Raw genomic sequence first — 17,998 nt, 5'->3', positions numbered from 1 at the left:
AGATGGATTGGTAAATGTTACGTATTTTCAGGCTGTGTATATCTTAGTTACAGAAGGAAGGGTGGATACGGAATGAAACGTTTCGAAGATGAAGGTGCGTATAAGTACAGTTTTTATTCGGTACTTCGTCGGGGCGATAGGGTGGCTGTGAAATGTCCAAAATGCGGCGGAAACGCATCTATTGAAAAGCGGAAAGATCAACTGGGATGGAAGTGTTTTGATTGTTACGCTCAAGCTATTGAAGAACCAGTGTATCAATATAACGCCAAGGGGAATTGTGCTGTATGTGAACGTTGGTTTAACGTGGAGGTCACAGGCGAGAAGAAGACGTCTCACCGAGTAACGCAACTGGAATGTCCGCATTGTGGTTCTGTTAATCAGGTTGAATTACATGCCAAGCCGATATACGGAAGGTGTTTTTCCGAGATTCGTGCAGGAAAAGATCCTGTATTCGGGTTGGAGCTATACTTCCTGGATGAGTTCAGAGGAAAAAGAATATGGGCAGTGAACCGGGAGCACTTAAATTATCTCATCGCTTATGTTTCCGCAGATCTGCGTGAAAAACCTGGAAATATGCCTTTAAAAACAGCTTCACATAGTATCCCGGCTTATATTAAGGATGCAAAGAACAGGGATGTGGTTGTACGTACACTGTCGAAGCTTCAGCACAAGACTGGATGAGACTGAAAGCGAAGATGAAGCGTTAAAGCTGCAAGGGAGAGAAAACATGAAACTACGATTTAAATTAACTATTTTTGCAATCATTCTGGGTATGTTGATGATTCCGGCTTATTTTATTTTACAGACTTATGGCATATTTCAAAAACAGACAGTCTTATCTGACTATGCTCTCGCGGTTGATGTGAATGGCAAGTCCTATGCAGCCTGGCCGCTGATTAACAGTTTTGCAGCGATGGATAAACAAAAGGATAACCGTCAGTTTTATTACCGGATCGACATGAGTCATCTCCAATATCTGTTTAATCTGGCCTATCGGGAATATGAAGTGAAGCCCGGTGGGGACAATCCATATCTGGCTGGTACTATAAACTATCAGCATACGGACCACAACTACGTACAGACCGAGAAACAGTATGAGAACGCCAATGATTTCTCAACGGTCTTGAATCTGTATGATCAGGATGGGCAGGTGATTTACTCCTACGATAACACTGGCAAGGGAGATAAACAGCTTGTACAATCCATTATTCATCAGGGAATGAGCCGTAACAGTGGCGGTAGTAGCGAAGCTGCCCGCGATCCATATATCAATATTACGGCGTTATTCCGCGAGAAGCTAAACATCGATGTGAAACTGACGGTGGATGAAGAGCACAAAGTGGTGACCATTCGAATGAACAAATCGGAGGCGAGATGATGAATGAGTATGGTGTGCAACACGGACCTGCTTATCTGGAAGGTTTGACAAGAATAGAAGAGGACATTAAGTCCGAGGAAGTGGAGTGGAAAGGCAAACTTCAAACGAGTGATGGTCATGATAAATTCCATATTTTTTATTATGGTGACTTGACGGAAGATGATCTGATTACCTGGCATGATTCGACACCCCTTCTTGTATATGCGGAGCATATTGTCACAGGTGAACGTTATCTGCTCATTGATGCCGCCAAGCATGGATATGATGCCATGTTATGTGAGACCTATTCGGAAGAAACACTACGTGACAGACCCCTTCGTCCTTATCTGGATGTTGAAGGAGAGGACATCTTTGAGGTGGAATTGACGGCCTACTACAATGTGCCATGGGATGAAGAGTTCGGCGAAGATGTAGATGAAAATGGTGCATATGAACTGATTACGGGAGAGCGCATTCATTTTGATCAGGTCAAACGTGATGGATATGATGCCTTTGCCATTCGTATTCTGAATCGTAAAGGGGTATGGACTGACATTGTACAGGAAGAACTGGCTTAGATCTGTAAACGAATGAACCAAACTGAGATGGGAGATGTCAAAAAATGTATATGGTATCCTGTGTACTTAAGCCGGTTCCAGCAGAGGAACTGAATCAATTTGAACAACAATATGCCATCTCGCTACCTTCGTCATATCGTGCTTGGATTGAACAATACGGTGAAGGCACATACACGGGGTGGATGAACGTGCAGAGACCGGACCCGGAAGTGTTGAAGCCTTTTGTGGAATATGATTTTTGGATACATACGGATGAATCGCCTATAAGTCAGCATCAACTTGAGCAGTGCATTACCATCGGCAGTTCTGTAGATGGAGATTTCCTTGCTGTTCATCCGGAAGTTGAGGGGCTGTTGTGGCTACCGCGTCATGATGAAAATATCACCTTATGGACATGCTCGGAGACTGAATTTGGCGAAACGCTGGACCGAATCTATTGTGGGTATTACCGTCAGGATAAACCGATAGCCCCATCATACTATGAACCGTGGAATGAGCTGCGTAAACATACGTTTTACCACTTTACAGGTCTGGAACAGGGAAGTTCAATGCAGGCACTGGCAGAGATGTGTAAAACGGAATACGAGTGGGACGCTGTGTTGGAGAATGAGTACATGTGCAAGCTGTTTATGGCGTCAATGGGCGGATATGTACGTTTTAACTATGCAACTGGGAGAGAAGTTGCCTTGTTTTATGAAGAAAAAAACGGTACTGAAGAGGCCACAGATAACGATATCAGTCTGTTTTTGCAAGCACATCATTGCACGGCATATGAATAGGTTAGGTTGGAGGGGAACAGATGAGTTGGTTAAAGGAAGACATTGCGGAACAATGGCGCAATGAAGGCAAGCGTTATGCAAAGGATGTCAATTCATTTGTCCAGAGAAGTATGCAGGGAGAGCAACCGGATGAATCCGAGTTGGAGGGAGACTCCAGAAGCGGAATGAGTACTGAAGTATTCCATATGGTGAGACAAGCCAATCTCCACGGTGACTTGGAGGTGCTCCGACGTGAGCTGCCCGCAGCAACGTGGCCGCTGAATGAGGCGTTTCAGGCTTCCATGCAGGCGGTCAAAGTTGTAGGTTATCTGAACGAAGAAACGTGTGTATGTAACACGGGAATCTTCACGGAGAATGGTCAGATCTATACAATGGATCAACATGGATGGCAGTTGATTTCTTCGTTTACTTTTGCAGGGTGCTCATCAGACGGATTGGACTATGCGCTTGCAGGACCGGATGGGATTCGTATTATTCGTCAGCCTGATCGCAGATTGGAAGGACAGGAGTTGGCAGCATATCGTTGGGAGGATATTCAAGCCCGGATACAATCTTCCTTTCCTCGGATCGAATCGCTTGCGGACTGTGAGCATCCCGAACGGACATTAGAGGGACTTATTTCTATGGATGAAGGCAGAGCAATACTTATACATTCACGATACGGGATATATCTGGTCACACAAGCTGAGGTGACCTTGCTTCATCCCGATCTGGCTGAGATTGAAGAGTACGAACTAGAGGATACACAGATAGATATGGGACATGCTGCTGTATCTCGGGATGGCCGATGGATTGCCTATGGTAGCCAAGGGAGCAATCATATGGTGATGGATCGTCAGGTGAATAAGACATATTCCCTCTATCCGGAATCGAGTTACCCTCATTATGCCGCATTCATGAGTGCTAAGCAGAGCGTCTGGTTTAACGCATGTCATTTCTATAATGGGGTCACGATACAGGTTCCGCTGGAAGATATACAAGGTAACGAAACGAAGGAAGACTGGCCAGTCATGGATGAGAATGCACGTGTGTATGCGGCAGTGGAAATAGAGGCGGGCATGGTGCTTGGAGATGCCTATGGTTACCTGTACTGTGTGAATGGCGAGGGTGAGGAAGTATGGCGTCATTTTGTGGGCAGTACGATCTATTCTCTGGCTGTATCCCCTGAGCAGTCCAAGCTAGCAGTAGGTACCTATGGCGGTATGTTGCATGTGCTCGATCTTCATTCCAACGAGATGGACGAGTACGGGATCGGTACAGGCAGTCTTCGTGAGTTGGAGAGGTATGTATTGTGGCGTGGAGAAGAACCTCTGCGCTGGTGAGGTAGCATTATGACCTGGTTAGGGGTGAAGGCATGGAACGTGAAGAGGCTGTAATGTTATTAAAATGTCATGCTTTTTCCTATGATGATCTGAGTCATCCCAAGATGGAGAACGGTTTTATTGGCAGTCTGCGCCCCTTTCGCGGACATTTGATTGAGGAGAATTTTCATGAATTGATGAAGATATTACGTGTTCTGGCACCAGAACTTGCACAGCCTTCACTGGATCGGGGAGTCATGGCATGTCTTTGGGGAATTACTCATATGGCACGTGCCTGGGCCGTTGAACCCGAGGGCATGCTCCGCAGAAACAATCTCATCTCGGACGAGCAAGTAGTGTTGATGGAACAATGGCTTAATTTGTTATCTTACGCAGTCATGATCCTGATCGAAGGTGGCGGAGAGGAAGAAGCGTTTTGGGAATATCATCAATATGTGCAAGAAGAGAATGGCGGAGCTAAGAAAGGGGAGGTCTAGTGAAACCGGAATCGAATGTAACATTAAACGTACTTATTGACGAGCTGAATCGCTTGTTGGATGAGAAAATACAGGATCAAGAGATTCGCCAATTGTTTGAAGAATATCAACATCGGGAAGGGGCATCCGAAGAAAGTCTCGATGTATTCGAAAAGGAGTATGGAATTAGGCTACCTGGCGATTTTCGTACCTTTTACCAAGGCAAAGATGGTAGTGGCTATGGGTTGCATGTGCTGTACCCGGGTGATGCTGAGGCTGGGCGTTGTACGCCATTTTATCTGATGTCATTGGAAGAGATTCGAGAGACCAAACAATACTTCTGTGAGGTAGATGATAAGCTCGAAGAGTATTATTCTGCGGAAGAGATCAGCCAGTTGGACCCGGAGATCAAGCCATATCTGTTCCATAAACCATGGATTCCTTTTGCAACAATCGCGGGAGGTTCACTGTATCTGATGCTCGATTTTGATCCAACGGAGGAAGGGACGTATGGACAGATTATTATGTACGTGCACGATCCGGACTTTGTCTATTATCTAACGCCTACCTTCACGGATCTTCTCAGTATGTCGAACCATAATCTGAAGATGATGGATGAGATCGCATATTAGGTCCTGAACGATTAGACTATTCCAATAAATAAAGAAGCTGCCGAAGCAGCTCCTTTATCTGACCTGAACTTTGCATAAGTCTCGATTACCACTGAAAGAAACGATGTCCGTGAAACCCGCCGCCTTGTGGACCTCCGTGTCCACCTGGACCACCCGGCCCGCCGTGCCCGCCTCCGTGAGGTCCGCCGGGATAGCCACCTCCCGGGTAATGACCAGGGTGTCCACCGGGGTAACCACCGCCGGGATAGCCACCATGCCACCAAGGACCACCGATCGGATATGGTAATGGAAAAGGAACGATGGGCGGATATGGATACGGATAAGGGTAGGGGTAGGGATATGGTGTGGGTGGATAATAAGGGTAAGGATAACCCGCAGGTTGCGGGGATGATACTGAACCAGGGCCGTATGCCATGTAACAAGCCTCCAATAACTGGATTGATGATATCAGCCTATGCCACAATGGTTTCAGTTGATACAGCAGATTGAAGAATAATGAATTAGAGGTATGAGGGGGAACCTATGGTAGCCGTAGCTTTTCACACCGATCCAAGAGGAACTGCCTATGAACTGTTGATTGACGAATTGATCGAGAAGACAGATCGTTTTATGCTGGTTGACAGACAAAGGTACGAAGAGAGCGAAATACCCGAAGTAGTTCGTGTGTTAGAGAGATTGAAGCCCTATTTAGTTGAACGTGCTACGATGGAAGAGATGATGTTAAAAAGCGGCGCCTATTATTCAGAAGGCACCTATTATACATATCGCTGTACGCCGGAATCGGGTCAAGTACTCAAAGAAGAAGCCAATCGTTTTCATGATTGGTGCTATCCTTTATTGCCGGACGATCTTTGTTTTATGACGGAAGACGGGAATGATTATTTCTTCTCAGTGGCCCATGAGCATATGTACGGCATGAGGATTACATACAAAGAAGCGAGTGAACTTATGGAGAGGATTCCGGGTTTGTTCTTTGAGTTGGACCGTCATAAAAAAATCGATCACCTTCTAGACGATGCTATCAGGCATCAGACTGATAAGCTGGATATCAGCTTACATGGTTTGAGTGAACTTCCCGAACGAATTCGGGAGTTGAAGCACTTGAAGGAATTGACGATTTTTGAGCAGAATCTGTACTCGCTCCCTGCAAGTCTGTTCGAACTGACCTCATTGGAAAGATTGGTCATTACAACGCTTGATTTGGAGCGTATTCCGGCTGAGATCAAGAAACTGAAGTATCTTCAAGAGTTAAGAATTTATTGTGGGAGCCCTTTTGAATCTAAACCTGGTTGGAGGCCCAAACCACAAACTGAATTGGGATTAAATTGTATTCCACCTGAAATTGGTGAATTAAGTGAGCTGAAGTATCTCGAAATTGTATATTCTGGTATACGTGAACTCCCTCCTGAATTGGAAAAACTGAAGAATCTACGCGCTTTACTGGTGACGAATGCACTAATTGAAGGAACTCCGGATGTTGTCAAACGAATGCACTGGCTGGAGTATGTAGACTTAATGAATATTCCATTTGGTACCTCTTGGGAAGAAGTCTGGGAAATGAAAAAGAACATGTAGCCAATGAGCCCTGCTCGGGATGTCCGAGTCAGGGCTCTTTTGTTATACGATAAAAACTTGGCGGAAATGGGCTCACGGATCTGGGCGCTGGGCATAAGCTGGCATATAGGTTATCACCTAAACCGAGAGCGAAGGGCAGGCGTTTTATTTTGGCAACTTCATACATGGATTACACTTTACCAAGCACTCAATTTACTTATGATTTAAGCAAAAACCCGTTATTCAAGAAGGATGAGAACAACTACATTAATTCTCTGTCCATCAACCAGTTAAACACACTCGGCAATACTTCTTTACTGGATATTTTCCTCAGCACAGGCAATGTGGTTGAACCTCATATTCATCAGAATGCAACAGAACTGGTATACTGCATCAGCGGTTCGGCAGTCGTGTCACTCATTAATCCGTTCACGAACGAGTTGCTTCATTTCCCAATTACACCAGGGCAGGTAGCTAATGTACCTCAAGGCTGGTGGCACTATGAAGTGGCTACTGTAGATCATACGCATTTACTGGCGATCTTTGATGCTCCTGTGCCTGAGGCGATATTTGGCTCAGACATCTTACGTCTTACACCTGCAAAACTTTTGGCTTATACGTACTGTCTGGACGAGAACAAAGTTCAAGAAGCGCTGGCTCCCATCCAAAAAACAGTGATCATTGGACCGCCGGCAGATTGTATGACTTCCACTGCCCCTGTCTCTAACAGTGCTCCGAATGTGAATCATCAGCCCTACGTAATGCCTAATGTACAGCCAAACATGCAACCAAACACACAACCCAGCATGCAACCAAACACACAGCCGAATATGCAACCAAATGCACAACCAAACATGGCACCAAATACTCAGCCCAATATGCAACCTTACGTAAACCGTCTTCCATACTGGGGTACTTGGGTCGATCCACGTATTATCCACGAACCGGGTTGCCCGTATTATAGAGAGCTTCCTGTGAATACGAATATTCAAGAGGAAAGATGACTGTTTATTAGGCAAGGTTTATCTAATGCACATAGGTACTTCAATTGTATTAGGTATAGAAAAAGAAGCGTTCCTTGGCGGACGCTTCTTTTTCTTGATTAAGGGTGTCTTCATACTTGCCGAAAGCTGATGCAATGAGGCGCTAATGAATCGCAGGTGTCTTAAATCAAGGATTTGAAGAGTGCCCCAAAATTAAAGAATCTGAGACACGCTATATCAGAATAAATAGCCGTTTGATGGCGTTTATATCGGGGATTTTGGGAAATAAGGTGTCTGTTGTTCTTTACAATTTTAGATGAGGAGCTAAAGGCCAAATAAGATGTCCTGAGTTCCTTAGAAAATTCTCAACTCATTCGCCACAACCCGCAGCACCTGAATTTGAAGACACACCTAGTATTCATACTATCTACTTACGATGTGTAATTTCGGCCCAAACCAATTTCCGTTAATAATTGACGATAAGCAATTGAAGTACGGTCTGCGGGAATATGGGCCTCGGCATGCAGATCCAGGGGCAGATCCTCCGGTTTCTGTGACTCGACCATCTCGCGGTCCTCTTCGAATACCTGCAAGTTGAACTTGATTGTGTCTTCAATAGGAGCGTCTTTGTCAAAGTTTCGTGTGATTGGACAGAATAGACGGGTATAACGGGCAGAGATCGGCGAAGCACAATTTAGAATATTCAGCTTGTCTTCACCTGGGAAATGTACCGTCAGAGAAGCCACAAAAGGCGGGAACACCCTAAACTCACGTAACCATTGGAAACCTTCGGGAGCAACCAGATCTTGCCCTTTGCCATAGTTGCTCACCGTACTCCAATATTCGGCCAGTAACTCATTACCTTCGCGTTTCACTTTGTATTGGGGCACTTCTGTATTGTTTCGGTCACCAAACGTTTCCGTATGCACATAGGCAAAATGGGATACATCGAGGAATCCCTCCATTTGTCGTCCAGAAGAACCGGCAATGTCAAAGTTGGGTGGCAAAATATTGATATAATCCGGATCATCCCATCCAGGGAAGGAGGGGATCTGTTCTTCCGATCCCGCCAAAGTGGTCCAGATTAAGCCATAACGTTCAACTGCCGGATACACGATAAGTTTGAGCTTAGGCGAGATCTTGGAGCTTGGGTGTGCAGGTACTGCGGTACATTTACCTTCACAATTGTAACGGAAGCCGTGATACGGGCAGACAATCTCACCATTTTCTACCCAGCCTTTGCTGAGTGGGGCCCCGCGGTGAAAACAAAGATCCTTGGCTACGACAACCTGATCATTGCTACGATAAAGAACCAGCTTCACATCGAGTAATTGAGCAGCAAGTGGTTTGTCTGTTACTTCGGTAGCTTGTGCTACTGGATACCAATATTGTGATAATACATGCCAGTCTTCAGCGGTGAATGTACAACCTCTAGGCAATTCGGGCGTCACATTAGGGTTTGCGTTGGAAGTTATCATAGTAAAACACTCCTTGCCAATATGAATAACGTTTCTCTTTTCATGTCAGAAAAGTTAACTTGATTAGACGTATGTTACTACTCTTTTGGTCAAAGTATCAATATATCCAACCTACTTTTGGTTGAAATCACAAACAGTACAGCAAAAACCGTACATGAACACGGAAATTTCCGGACTTACATTACGTCAGATGTTACTTGTAGTAAAAGAGAACAACCTTTCAGTTTGTTATTTCTTTAACTGATGGATGGATATATGGAGATGTTTTGTTAGAATCTCAGTGTAATATCTGTTAGTTGAGCATACATTTTGGTGGGAATAAAAAGATTTTCGCAAAAATGTCACAGATCCCGGCCGTCGTTTGTCTACAGTATGTAAACCAAATGACGGAGGCGAATGAAATGAATTTAAGAACCAACTACAGAGCAGTGAGTCCAGGCGCTTTTAAAGCGATGATGGCGATGGAGCAGTATATATCCGGGCAATTTGATAATAAAGTATTGTATGAGTTGTTAAAAATCCGTGTGTCTCAGATCAATGGCTGCGCCTTTTGTCTCGATATGCATGCCAAAGATCTGATGAAATTGGGAGATTACGCGGATCATGTTCTCTTGCTAAGTGTGTGGCGTGAAGTACCTTTATTCACGGATCAAGAACGTGTTATGCTGGAACTGGCTGAAGCCGTGACTCGAATCTCGGAACAGGGTGTACCCCTTGCGTTGTACGATAAGGTCCGCGAACATTTCAGTGAATCCGAACTGGTGGATCTGATCTTCGCCATCAACCCGATTAACAACTGGAACCGGATTGCCATTACAACCGGAATGTATCCGGGCTGCTTTAACTAAAAATACTCGCACCATGCCAGAGGAGGCCATTCTTATGAATTCCAATCCCTACACCAATGAGCCAGAAGTGTCTTCTCTGGACGTTGGTGAGTTGTATATTCGCTATAAAAATTATGCATTTTCAATAGCTTACCGCATGCTGGGCAGTGTGGTTGAAGCTGAAGATATTGTGCAGGATTGTTTTGCGGGGATTCAGAGCACGTCTGCTCAGGATATTCGTAATCCCAAGTCCTACATCGCCAGACTCGTGGTGAACCGAAGTTTGAATCTCTTGAATTCCGCCCGCAACCAGCGGGAAAGTTATATTGGTGAGTGGCTGCCAGAGCCGCTTGGTGACAGTGAAGTGGAAAATATGCCAGAGGAAACGATGCAGAAGAAAGAGATGATATCCTACGCCTATCTGGTCATGTTGGAGCGTCTTTCGCCCATGGAACGAGCTGTTTTTGTACTTCGTGAAGCGTTCCGATATGATTATTCCGAAATAGCGGATTGGCTTGGCAAAACGGAGAGTAACCGCCGTCAAATCTTTAGCCGTGCCAGAAGGAATTTGCCTGAAAAACTTTCGCCGATCGAGCAGAGTGATGCGCATATGTTAGCCAAAGGCGAATTGCTGAGCCGTTTTACGACGGCTTTCCTTCGTTATGATGTATCTGCCATGCTCGAGTTACTGGCGGATCAGCCTGTATTTACAGCAGATGGCGGTGGTGTTGTGCATACCGTTATGAGAACGATGAGCGTTCATAAAGGCGTGCTTGCCCTCCTGACCTCCCGGCGTGTCCTTACGCGATTGCGTGAGAGAGAATGGCTACCGGTGTGGATTAACGGCGAGCTTCAACTTGCGTTGATGAAAGAAGGGCAGTTGTCCGAGGTATTCTGTTTGGAATTGGACTCTTCCGGGGAGCGGATTGTGGGTGTTTACCTCATCGTGAATCCGAACAAACTTACAGCGGTACACACGACAATTCTTTGACCAGAACGGAAGGACTCGATAGATAAACGGAAAAGCGACAACCTCTGTTACGAGGATTGTCGCTTTTTTTGCATTCAATTGGTGCTCTGCTCCACCTTATTATTTAAGGGCAAAGTGTTGTTCAACAGATTCAATAACTGCTCTCACTTCTGGTGTAAGCTCATCATTGTTCTGATTGAGAACTAGTAGAATCTTTTCCATGGCATCCAGAAGAATACTCTCCGTATGGGGCTCCCGCTTAGCCAAAGCTTTCTCGTAAGCCTGTTTCACCTCAGGATCTATGGTGCGGATTTCTTCATCCGTGTACCAATCATAAGCAGGCGTGTTGTCACTTCCATAAAACAGATATTCAACAAATAACCACTGCTTCACTACTGTTGTACGATTGGAATTCGGAAAGTTGTTCAGAAAGGCTTCTTTCTCCAATGTACGCTGAATTAATTCATTCCAGGGGATGATGATGCCAGCATCTGCAGTTGTCATTTGATTGGACTCAGTAGCCATAATATTAATGTATGCGGCAATATCAGCTTTAACGAAAGGTTTGAACTTTTGGTATATCTCATAATTGATGATGGGGTAATACAAGCCTTCACTGGTTTCCAGTTTGAACCCGAGATCAGAGGCTTCCTGCAGAATCTTCTTCACTGCCGGATCTTTAATTTCTTTGAGCAGACGACTATATGTAAGCTTCTGTTCGTAACCCAGTTGTTCGTGGGCTTGAGATAGGGCTTGTTGAAATTGTTCCGTATACATTTGGTATTCTAGATCAGCCAGCTTCACGTTCTGCATGTTCTCCAATTGCAGGGTCATTAATGTTGCTTGCCAAGAACTGACTTTATCGATATGATTCATGAGATATTTACGGGCTTTAACCAGACTTTGTGTGGACTTCACTGCTTCTGTTCGATAGGTTTGAAATTGATGATACACCGCTTTGGAAGCGGGGACAGGTGCAGCCAGTGTGGTTGAGGTCGCAAGTGTTGAGCCAATGGCAGTACAGCCGAGAGCCATAGCCAGTAAACCGAGTTTAGCAGGTTGATTCCATCTCATTCATATACCTCCCCATAATGAAGAAAAAGCCATTTGAATTCTGATTCTCGTGTAACGGTACTGTAACGTATTTTATATGTATGATCCGTAAGCTGAATATGTACGGGTTAGATTTTGATTAAACCAGTTTCTGGTAACTGAATCAAGTGTCTTAAGCACGAAAATTGATTACGAATATTCAAAAAAACAGTCTCTACTACCCGAGTGGGTTATAGAGACTGTCCTCTGACCTGGTATTTGGTTTTTTTGTTTTTAATTAATGTAGTGGTTTATTGCCAATAGGCATTTGAGGTGCTCCGGTTGCTGGAATATAAGCCTGAAGCATCTGTTGTGTATCACTTGGTGTGAGTTGAGGTACTTGATAATAGGCGTTTTTATTCTGGAACATGAAAATTTCATAAGCCATCTCAATAAAATGCTGGATCTGCGAAGCGATGACTCGGCGAACCGTTCCATTCGTAATTTCGCTGCAAGACATGCCAAGAAGACTCGCATGTGACTTGATCAGTCCCAGCATATGACCGCTAATCCCGGCATCCTTTACGTCAGCCAAGCTCTGGTTTGGCTTTTTCGGTGCTGAGGGCTTAAGGCCATATACCGGTGGTACCATATTGGGGATCATGTAGGTTGCCGTTTCTTGATGAGGCTTCTGTCCGGATGCAAAACACTCTGCTGTCAGATTGTACTGGGATAAAATGAAGTTATACTGTCGGTCCAGAATGCCAATCAGTTCCTGGCTCTGCACAAACGTACGAAAGATCATATATTGATCCAGCACGTTAATGGTGGAGGCCAGAATTTCATGCACATCGAACATCTCATGGCCACCATGATTCAAGTTAGGGCTGATATTTGGATTCGTATTCAATGTGGGCTGTACTGCATTCTGAGGGTTCATGGAATTTGGATTCATTGTAAATTTGATTCTCCTTTGGTAAATGGTATGATTCTAGTATGCTTGAAGAGTAGTAAATTTATGTACATAAGTGAGGTTAGAATCATTGAGAAAACTGAATTATATTCGCATATTTATTTTCCTTTGTGTGGTCACAGCAGTAACGCTTGGATTGTACTATGTAGCCGCTGATTGGCTGGATCAGCGCTATTTCCGCTTCCTGATCTGGAATTTGTTTTTGGGCTGGATTCCTTTTGTGTTCTCATATGCATCCTATCTGCTATCTGATGTGAAATGGAAAGGGTCCGCATGGCTTGCAGTGGCAAGTGGGTTGCTGTGGTTATTATTTTTCCCGAATTCTTCGTACATTGTTACGGATCTGGTTCATCTGACAGCGAGAAGTTCCCGGTATTATGGCGGGAATGGGGTGGACTACACGTACTGGTACGACTTAAGTGTTGTATTAATGTTTGTCTGGACAGGGCTCCTGCTTGGATTCCTGTCGATGTATCAGCTTCAGGAAGTGATCTATCACCGAATTGGACGCTGGGCATCATGGATCTTTGTACTGGCTGGCTGTGCTCTGGGAAGTTATGGCGTATTGCTTGGACGTGTATATCGATTGAATAGCTGGGATGCATTGACGAATCGCGAGACGCTGATTGAGCTGATGCACGAAAGTGTAAGCCGCCCGTCTCTTGCGTTTTGCCTGTTTTTTGGTACGTTTATCATCACAATATATGCCACACTATATTATCTGATCAATACAAGGTCTCCCCGTGAAATGAAGAAGGGTGCAGGAAGTCCCGAGGCGGACCTGCAAGCGTTACGCTAACTTATGCTATCTTGAGACTGAACTCATTAGAACTAATATTAATGTATTTTGCTTAAAAGGCTGTTCCAAGTCATACACATGGCTTTTGGAACAGCCTTTTCACATTGGATCGAGCGCAGGAAGTTCTGAAGAAAAAACCTCTACTTATTTAGAGATTAACTCAAGAATGGTTTTCACAACCAGTTCGGGTTCATCGTGGATAATCATGTGACCACTGTTGGTGGCCGTAATGAGTTGACTATCCTCCGATATATTCAACATGTTACGCTGTCCCGATTGCCAGACGGATTCGAGCTTCTGCCCCATTTCAATCGGAATCCCTGCACTAGCATAGTCTTGAGGACGTCCGCGTGCAATGATACGTACAGGAATGGATCCAAGAGTTTGGCCACGAATGGCATCTTCTGTTGAATGAGCGTGGAGGGCTTCTTCTTCTTTGGCGTGAAAATAAGAGGGGGTGGCAATCACATTAACAAATGTATCCCGATCTTGCTTGGCAACCAGACCATCAAGCATAAAGTCTGGAAATAATCTAAAAGTTCCAGATAGCTTCAATAAAGATAACAGGGAGGCAGGCGGGTTTCCCTGAAACTGAGCCTGTTCCAACAAAGCCTTAGTATTCTGTTCATCATCCTCAGGTCTCGCATCAATGAGGACAAGGCTCTGAACCTCACTTGTATAGGTCTGTGCAAAGAGTCTGACGTACATACCACCAAGGGAATGACCTACCATAACGTAAGGCCCCTGGATATTCTCTTTCTCCAGCGCTGTATGCAGCTCTTTGACGATATTCGCACCTGTACGTTCTGTAGGGGCAGATTCACTCCAGGCATATCCTGCGCGATCATAGGTGACCACCGTTGCATGTTGGGCGAGTGCCGAAGGAATATCTCTCCACGACAAACTGGTCTCCCCACTTCCAGCCTCCATAAGGATGGTAGGCGAACCACTACCTTGTTTATGAATGTGAAGTTGGTAACCGCCGACTTGAACTAACGTACCGGGAGGCGGAAAGTCCTTTTTGGCCTGCGACGAGGCAAACCACTCATAAAGGAATGCCGCTCCAATTAGCAATAACATTGTGCAGAATATCCTTATGATGAAGGTGAGAACTCTGAATTTCTTTCGTTTTTTGGTTGGAATAGTTGTATGCATAATCGTATGAATTCCTCTCTTACAATTGTTTTTTTATTTAGTACAATGTATTAAATAGTATTATAGCACAGTGTATTACTAAAAGAGAAGGATGGTGTATAATGTTGTCATGCCAAAAATCGTAGATCATGAAGCTCAGAAGAAAATCGTTGCTGATGCAGCAATCCGGGTCATTCAAGAGCATGGACTGGAGCATGCTACAGTTCGGAATATAGCAAAGGAAGCGGGACTATCTGTAGGTTCCATGCGTCATTATTTTGCCACACAGGCCGAATTGTTCACCTTTTGCATGAATCTTTTTGCAGAAAGGGTACAGAAAAGGGTGGAGGCGTTACAGATGAGCGGATCTGTCCTGCAGGATATGAAGAATCTGCTCTTGCAATTTCTCCCGTTGGACGAAGATAGAATGATGGAAATGGAGGTCTGGTTTTCGTTTACAGCCAAATTATTGGTGTACCCCGAATTAAAAAAGTTAAGTGACGAGATGCATCAGGGGATGTATCGATCTGTTCAGTGGGTAATACAGGAGTTGCAGAGCCAAGGCATGACACATCCTGATCTGGATGTCGAGATGGAGATAGAGAAGTTATATGCTCTTGTGGATGGACTCGCCATTCATATGCTAATGCAGCCAGATAGACTTACAGTAAACCGAGTGGAACAAGTGATTGAACAACATTTGAGCATGCTTTGTTCAACTTAGTCTTACTTGTATTAAGAAGGGTTATTACCTTTTATAAGGGAGTAGCCTTTCTTTTTTATGGAAATTTGGCAGGTATGCTGGATATGACGAAGAATTAAGAATGAGAATGTAATGAATACATAGACAAGTAGGTGAACAACAAAATGTTAAATGTATTAGAGCTGACAACAAAAGTAGAAGAAGTTATGGAACGCGTTAATTTTTCGGGTGTTGTATTACTCCAGCAAGGCGGGAAAACCCTTTTGAATATGAAACGTGGTTATGCGAATCGCAGTGAAGAGCTTGCCAATCAGGTGGACACACGGTTCGGCATTGCATCAGGATGTAAGATCTTCACGGCAGTGAGTATATGCCAACTAATTGAAGCAGGTAAGTTGTATGCCGATTCCAAGCTGAACGATGTGTTGGATGTGGAGTTTCCATTATGGGACGAAGGAATTACCATTCAGCAGTTGTTAACACATACGTCAGGCATTCCGGATTATTTCGATGAAGAAGTGATGGATGACTTTTCCGAATTATGGAAAGACAGACCCGTTTACACGATGCGGCGTTTAAGTGACTTTCTGCCCATGTTTCAGCATCTGCCGATGAAGTCTGCTCCGGGTGAACGTTTTCACTACAACAATGCGGGTTTCATTGTGCTGGGGCTTATTGTGGAACAACATTCAGGACTGTCGTTTACAGATTATGTGGAAGAGCACATTTTCAAAAGTTGTGGCATGAAGGACTCCGGTTATTTCTTAACAGATCAGCTTCCGCGTAATACGGCTTTAGGATATATCGATCATGAAGATGGCTCATGGAACACCAATATGTTCTCCATTCCTGTCAAAGGTGGATCAGATGGTGGGGCCTATGTTACTGCGCCGGATATGATTCGATTTTGGGATGCTTTGCTGGGTCACCAATTGTTGAATGCTGAGACAACACGGCAGTTATTAACTCCACATGCTCATCAAGAAGATGAAGAGTACTATGGGCGGGGTATCTGGATTGACCGCAAGGGGGAAGGGATTTTTAAATTTCATGTCATGGGGTTTGATCCAGGGGTGTCGTTCATGTCTTCCGTGTATCCAGACTATGATCTACAATTAATTGTGCTCTCTAATCAAGAGTCTGGTCCGTATCCAATCACAATTGCTATCGAAGAAGCATTGGTATAACGAATAAACCCTCAGCCTATGGATTGGTTATCCTACAACAGGTTGAGGGTTCATTGGTCTAACTATTGGTCGAACAACATAAAAGAGCGGCCTGCATTTATAATATTTTCCACAGCTCAGGAGCTATTAATCGAGGGAAAACATCCAGTGGAGGTTTCTCTTTCTTTCGTTTGTCATTGGTTAACACCGTAACAAGTTCCAGCTCAGGGACAATATATACATACTGACCACCAAATCCTCGCGCGTAATAATAATGGAGATTGGGTCTGCCGTTTTCAGCAGCAATATCTTCGGCAACAGACCTTTCATTCGGATAGACATCGACCCACCAATGCCAAGCATAACTGCCGTAATTAGGTGGGCTGACTGTAATGAATGGCTGCGTTGAACGGGTAACGAGATGACTGGAGATGAGAGACTCCCCTTCCCACATCCCTTGCTGTAGAAATAGCTGACCGAATTTTAGCAGATCTACAGGTAACATCTTAAGACCGAATCCGCCGGTGTGTACACCTTGGGGGTCGCTTTCCCATTCATAATCCTTAATTCCCAGCGGCTCAAAAAGATAACGTTCTGCGAACTCGGCTACATTCATACCTGCATTTTGCATCAGAATGGCGGATAGGATCTGTGATACTCCTGAGTTGTACTCCATATGTGTACCTGGTACATGACTTAACCGTTGTTCCAACGCAAAATCCACCCAATGATCGGTGCGGGTCATGCGAGGAAATGAATTCTGTCCGCCAAACTCATCCCAGTTGAATCCAGCTGTCATGGTGAGCAGTTGTTCCAGTGTGATTGCTGGTTTACGCGGGTCAGGATCGGATATCAACTGTGGGAAAAAGGTGGAGATTGGGGCTGATGCCTCTGGCAACAAGCCTTTATCCATGGCAATACAGATGAGTGCGGACAGCACGCTCTTGGTGCATGAATTGATTTTTGCAATATCGGTCGCAGCCTCTTGGTTGCGGTAGTGTTCATACATGATCTCACCGCGTACGCTGACCAGACAGCTTCGCAGATCCAGCGGTGGAATGATCTGTTGTAACTTGGATGGCAGTGATGAAGGATTCATAGTGTCCTTTCTGTACAGTTGATTTGTAATAGAGATTTTGTAGAAATAGGTGTCCATTATCTTAGCATACTCCCGAGGTAGGGCTCAACAAGTGTAAAAGTTTTGTTGAATAATCAGCTTGTAAAAGCTGAGGGTTCATGATGTGAGTAGTATATTT

At 44.6% G+C, this 17,998-nt stretch carries 20 protein-coding genes; 14 read left to right on the top strand and 6 right to left on the bottom strand.

Going from position 1 to position 17,998, the window contains the following annotated elements:
* Positions 1–72 precede the first annotated feature (72 nt).
* Genes AB4111_RS13530 through AB4111_RS13500 form a run of 7 tightly spaced genes read left to right on the top strand, consistent with a single transcriptional unit; the run spans position 73 to position 5,123 of the window.
* Entirely contained in the window at positions 73–681 is a 609-nt protein-coding gene (locus tag AB4111_RS13530; RefSeq protein ID WP_442032029.1) for a hypothetical protein, read from the top strand.
* 46 nt (positions 682–727) lie between these two features.
* Entirely contained in the window at positions 728–1,378 is a 651-nt protein-coding gene (locus tag AB4111_RS13525; RefSeq protein WP_442032028.1) for a hypothetical protein, read from the top strand.
* Entirely contained in the window at positions 1,375–1,935 is a 561-nt protein-coding gene (locus AB4111_RS13520; protein WP_442032027.1) for a hypothetical protein, read from the top strand. Before AB4111_RS13525 ends, AB4111_RS13520 begins: the two co-directional genes overlap by 4 nt.
* Before the next feature lie 44 nt (positions 1,936–1,979).
* Positions 1,980–2,714: an SMI1/KNR4 family protein gene (locus AB4111_RS13515; RefSeq protein WP_442032026.1), complete on the top strand. Its 735-nt coding sequence runs from the start codon at positions 1,980–1,982 to the stop codon at positions 2,712–2,714.
* Positions 2,715–2,734: 20 nt separating this feature from the next.
* Positions 2,735–4,036: a hypothetical protein gene (locus tag AB4111_RS13510; RefSeq protein ID WP_442032025.1), complete on the top strand. Its 1,302-nt coding sequence runs from the start codon at positions 2,735–2,737 to the stop codon at positions 4,034–4,036.
* A 32-nt stretch (positions 4,037–4,068) separates the two neighbouring features.
* Positions 4,069–4,512 (top strand): hypothetical protein, encoded by a 444-nt coding sequence (locus tag AB4111_RS13505; protein ID WP_091017856.1) that lies wholly within the window; start codon positions 4,069–4,071, stop codon positions 4,510–4,512.
* The gene (locus AB4111_RS13500; protein ID WP_442032024.1) at positions 4,512–5,123 is read left to right on the top strand and encodes an SMI1/KNR4 family protein; all 612 of its coding nucleotides are present in this window, start codon (positions 4,512–4,514) and stop codon (positions 5,121–5,123) included. Before AB4111_RS13505 ends, AB4111_RS13500 begins: the two co-directional genes overlap by 1 nt.
* Positions 5,124–5,208: 85 nt before the next feature.
* On the opposite strand, the gene AB4111_RS13495 is transcribed toward AB4111_RS13500, so the two are convergent.
* Entirely contained in the window at positions 5,209–5,538 is a 330-nt protein-coding gene (locus AB4111_RS13495; RefSeq protein ID WP_442032023.1) for a hypothetical protein, read from the bottom strand.
* 107 nt (positions 5,539–5,645) lie between these two features.
* Here AB4111_RS13495 and AB4111_RS13490 point away from each other — a divergent pair, with 107 nt between their 5' ends.
* Both AB4111_RS13490 and AB4111_RS13485 read left to right on the top strand, forming a co-directional pair.
* Positions 5,646–6,698 carry a leucine-rich repeat domain-containing protein gene (locus AB4111_RS13490; protein ID WP_442032022.1) on the top strand — a complete coding sequence of 351 codons (1,053 nt, stop codon included), beginning with the start codon at positions 5,646–5,648 and terminating at the stop codon, positions 6,696–6,698.
* A gap of 149 nt (positions 6,699–6,847) precedes the next feature.
* Complete coding sequence (locus AB4111_RS13485; RefSeq protein WP_442032021.1) at positions 6,848–7,681, top strand: cupin domain-containing protein; 834 nt, start codon at positions 6,848–6,850, stop codon at positions 7,679–7,681.
* 410 nt (positions 7,682–8,091) lie between these two features.
* Here the strand turns inward: AB4111_RS13485 and AB4111_RS13480 are convergent, their stop codons facing one another.
* Positions 8,092–9,138, bottom strand: a complete 1,047-nt coding sequence (locus AB4111_RS13480) for a Rieske 2Fe-2S domain-containing protein (protein WP_442032020.1) — start codon at positions 9,136–9,138, stop codon at positions 8,092–8,094.
* 401 nt (positions 9,139–9,539) lie between these two features.
* Here AB4111_RS13480 and AB4111_RS13475 point away from each other — a divergent pair, with 401 nt between their 5' ends.
* Positions 9,540–9,986, top strand: coding sequence for a carboxymuconolactone decarboxylase family protein (locus AB4111_RS13475; protein ID WP_442032019.1), 447 nt, complete (start codon positions 9,540–9,542; stop codon positions 9,984–9,986).
* A gap of 34 nt (positions 9,987–10,020) precedes the next feature.
* Complete coding sequence (locus AB4111_RS13470) at positions 10,021–10,956, top strand: sigma-70 family RNA polymerase sigma factor (protein ID WP_442032018.1); 936 nt, start codon at positions 10,021–10,023, stop codon at positions 10,954–10,956.
* Positions 10,957–11,055: 99 nt separating this feature from the next.
* Here AB4111_RS13470 and AB4111_RS13465 read toward each other — a convergent pair whose 3' ends face one another.
* The gene (locus AB4111_RS13465; RefSeq protein ID WP_442032017.1) at positions 11,056–12,009 is read right to left on the bottom strand and encodes a hypothetical protein; all 954 of its coding nucleotides are present in this window, start codon (positions 12,007–12,009) and stop codon (positions 11,056–11,058) included.
* A gap of 256 nt (positions 12,010–12,265) precedes the next feature.
* Positions 12,266–12,907 carry a spore coat protein gene (locus AB4111_RS13460; protein WP_440390239.1) on the bottom strand — a complete coding sequence of 214 codons (642 nt, stop codon included), beginning with the start codon at positions 12,905–12,907 and terminating at the stop codon, positions 12,266–12,268.
* A gap of 103 nt (positions 12,908–13,010) precedes the next feature.
* Here AB4111_RS13460 and AB4111_RS13455 point away from each other — a divergent pair, with 103 nt between their 5' ends.
* Complete coding sequence (locus AB4111_RS13455) at positions 13,011–13,739, top strand: DUF1361 domain-containing protein (protein ID WP_442032016.1); 729 nt, start codon at positions 13,011–13,013, stop codon at positions 13,737–13,739.
* A 144-nt stretch (positions 13,740–13,883) separates the two neighbouring features.
* Here AB4111_RS13455 and AB4111_RS13450 read toward each other — a convergent pair whose 3' ends face one another.
* A complete protein-coding gene (locus AB4111_RS13450) occupies positions 13,884–14,819 on the bottom strand; it encodes an alpha/beta fold hydrolase (protein ID WP_442032015.1) in 936 nt (311 codons plus the stop codon).
* A 184-nt stretch (positions 14,820–15,003) separates the two neighbouring features.
* Here AB4111_RS13450 and AB4111_RS13445 point away from each other — a divergent pair, with 184 nt between their 5' ends.
* Entirely contained in the window at positions 15,004–15,597 is a 594-nt protein-coding gene (locus AB4111_RS13445) for a TetR/AcrR family transcriptional regulator (protein ID WP_442032014.1), read from the top strand.
* Between the two features lie 143 nt (positions 15,598–15,740).
* The gene (locus tag AB4111_RS13440; RefSeq protein WP_442032013.1) at positions 15,741–16,763 is read left to right on the top strand and encodes a serine hydrolase domain-containing protein; all 1,023 of its coding nucleotides are present in this window, start codon (positions 15,741–15,743) and stop codon (positions 16,761–16,763) included.
* A gap of 97 nt (positions 16,764–16,860) precedes the next feature.
* Here the strand turns inward: AB4111_RS13440 and AB4111_RS13435 are convergent, their stop codons facing one another.
* Positions 16,861–17,841 carry a serine hydrolase domain-containing protein gene (locus AB4111_RS13435; protein WP_442032012.1) on the bottom strand — a complete coding sequence of 327 codons (981 nt, stop codon included), beginning with the start codon at positions 17,839–17,841 and terminating at the stop codon, positions 16,861–16,863.
* Positions 17,842–17,998 lie beyond the last annotated feature (157 nt).

The organism is Paenibacillus sp. 2KB_22 (genome assembly GCF_052115745.1).
Taxonomy (GTDB): Bacteria; Bacillota; Bacilli; order Paenibacillales; family Paenibacillaceae; genus Paenibacillus.
The sequence above is the reverse complement of the archived record's forward strand: the minus strand, read 5'-3'. Positions and strand labels throughout refer to the sequence as shown.

Bases quoted from the DNA above. Each gene is read 5' to 3' on its own strand.
- AB4111_RS13530 (WP_442032029.1), top strand. From the start codon at position 73: ATGAAACGTTTCGAAGATGAAGGTGCGTATAAGTACAGTTTTTATTCG.
- AB4111_RS13525 (WP_442032028.1), top strand. From the start codon at position 728: ATGAAACTACGATTTAAATTAACTATTTTTGCAATCATTCTGGGTATG.
- AB4111_RS13520 (WP_442032027.1), top strand. From the start codon at position 1,375: ATGATGAATGAGTATGGTGTGCAACACGGACCTGCTTATCTGGAAGGT.
- AB4111_RS13515 (WP_442032026.1), top strand. From the start codon at position 1,980: ATGTATATGGTATCCTGTGTACTTAAGCCGGTTCCAGCAGAGGAACTG.
- AB4111_RS13510 (WP_442032025.1), top strand. From the start codon at position 2,735: ATGAGTTGGTTAAAGGAAGACATTGCGGAACAATGGCGCAATGAAGGC.
- AB4111_RS13505 (WP_091017856.1), top strand. From the start codon at position 4,069: ATGGAACGTGAAGAGGCTGTAATGTTATTAAAATGTCATGCTTTTTCC.
- AB4111_RS13495 (WP_442032023.1), bottom strand. From the start codon at position 5,538: ATGGCATACGGCCCTGGTTCAGTATCATCCCCGCAACCTGCGGGTTAT.
- AB4111_RS13490 (WP_442032022.1), top strand. From the start codon at position 5,646: ATGGTAGCCGTAGCTTTTCACACCGATCCAAGAGGAACTGCCTATGAA.
- AB4111_RS13480 (WP_442032020.1), bottom strand. From the start codon at position 9,138: ATGATAACTTCCAACGCAAACCCTAATGTGACGCCCGAATTGCCTAGA.
- AB4111_RS13475 (WP_442032019.1), top strand. From the start codon at position 9,540: ATGAATTTAAGAACCAACTACAGAGCAGTGAGTCCAGGCGCTTTTAAA.
- AB4111_RS13470 (WP_442032018.1), top strand. From the start codon at position 10,021: ATGAATTCCAATCCCTACACCAATGAGCCAGAAGTGTCTTCTCTGGAC.
- AB4111_RS13465 (WP_442032017.1), bottom strand. From the start codon at position 12,009: ATGAGATGGAATCAACCTGCTAAACTCGGTTTACTGGCTATGGCTCTC.
- AB4111_RS13460 (WP_440390239.1), bottom strand. From the start codon at position 12,907: ATGAACCCTCAGAATGCAGTACAGCCCACATTGAATACGAATCCAAAT.
- AB4111_RS13450 (WP_442032015.1), bottom strand. From the start codon at position 14,819: ATGTTATTGCTAATTGGAGCGGCATTCCTTTATGAGTGGTTTGCCTCG.
- AB4111_RS13445 (WP_442032014.1), top strand. From the start codon at position 15,004: ATGCCAAAAATCGTAGATCATGAAGCTCAGAAGAAAATCGTTGCTGAT.
- AB4111_RS13440 (WP_442032013.1), top strand. From the start codon at position 15,741: ATGTTAAATGTATTAGAGCTGACAACAAAAGTAGAAGAAGTTATGGAA.
- AB4111_RS13435 (WP_442032012.1), bottom strand. From the start codon at position 17,841: ATGAATCCTTCATCACTGCCATCCAAGTTACAACAGATCATTCCACCG.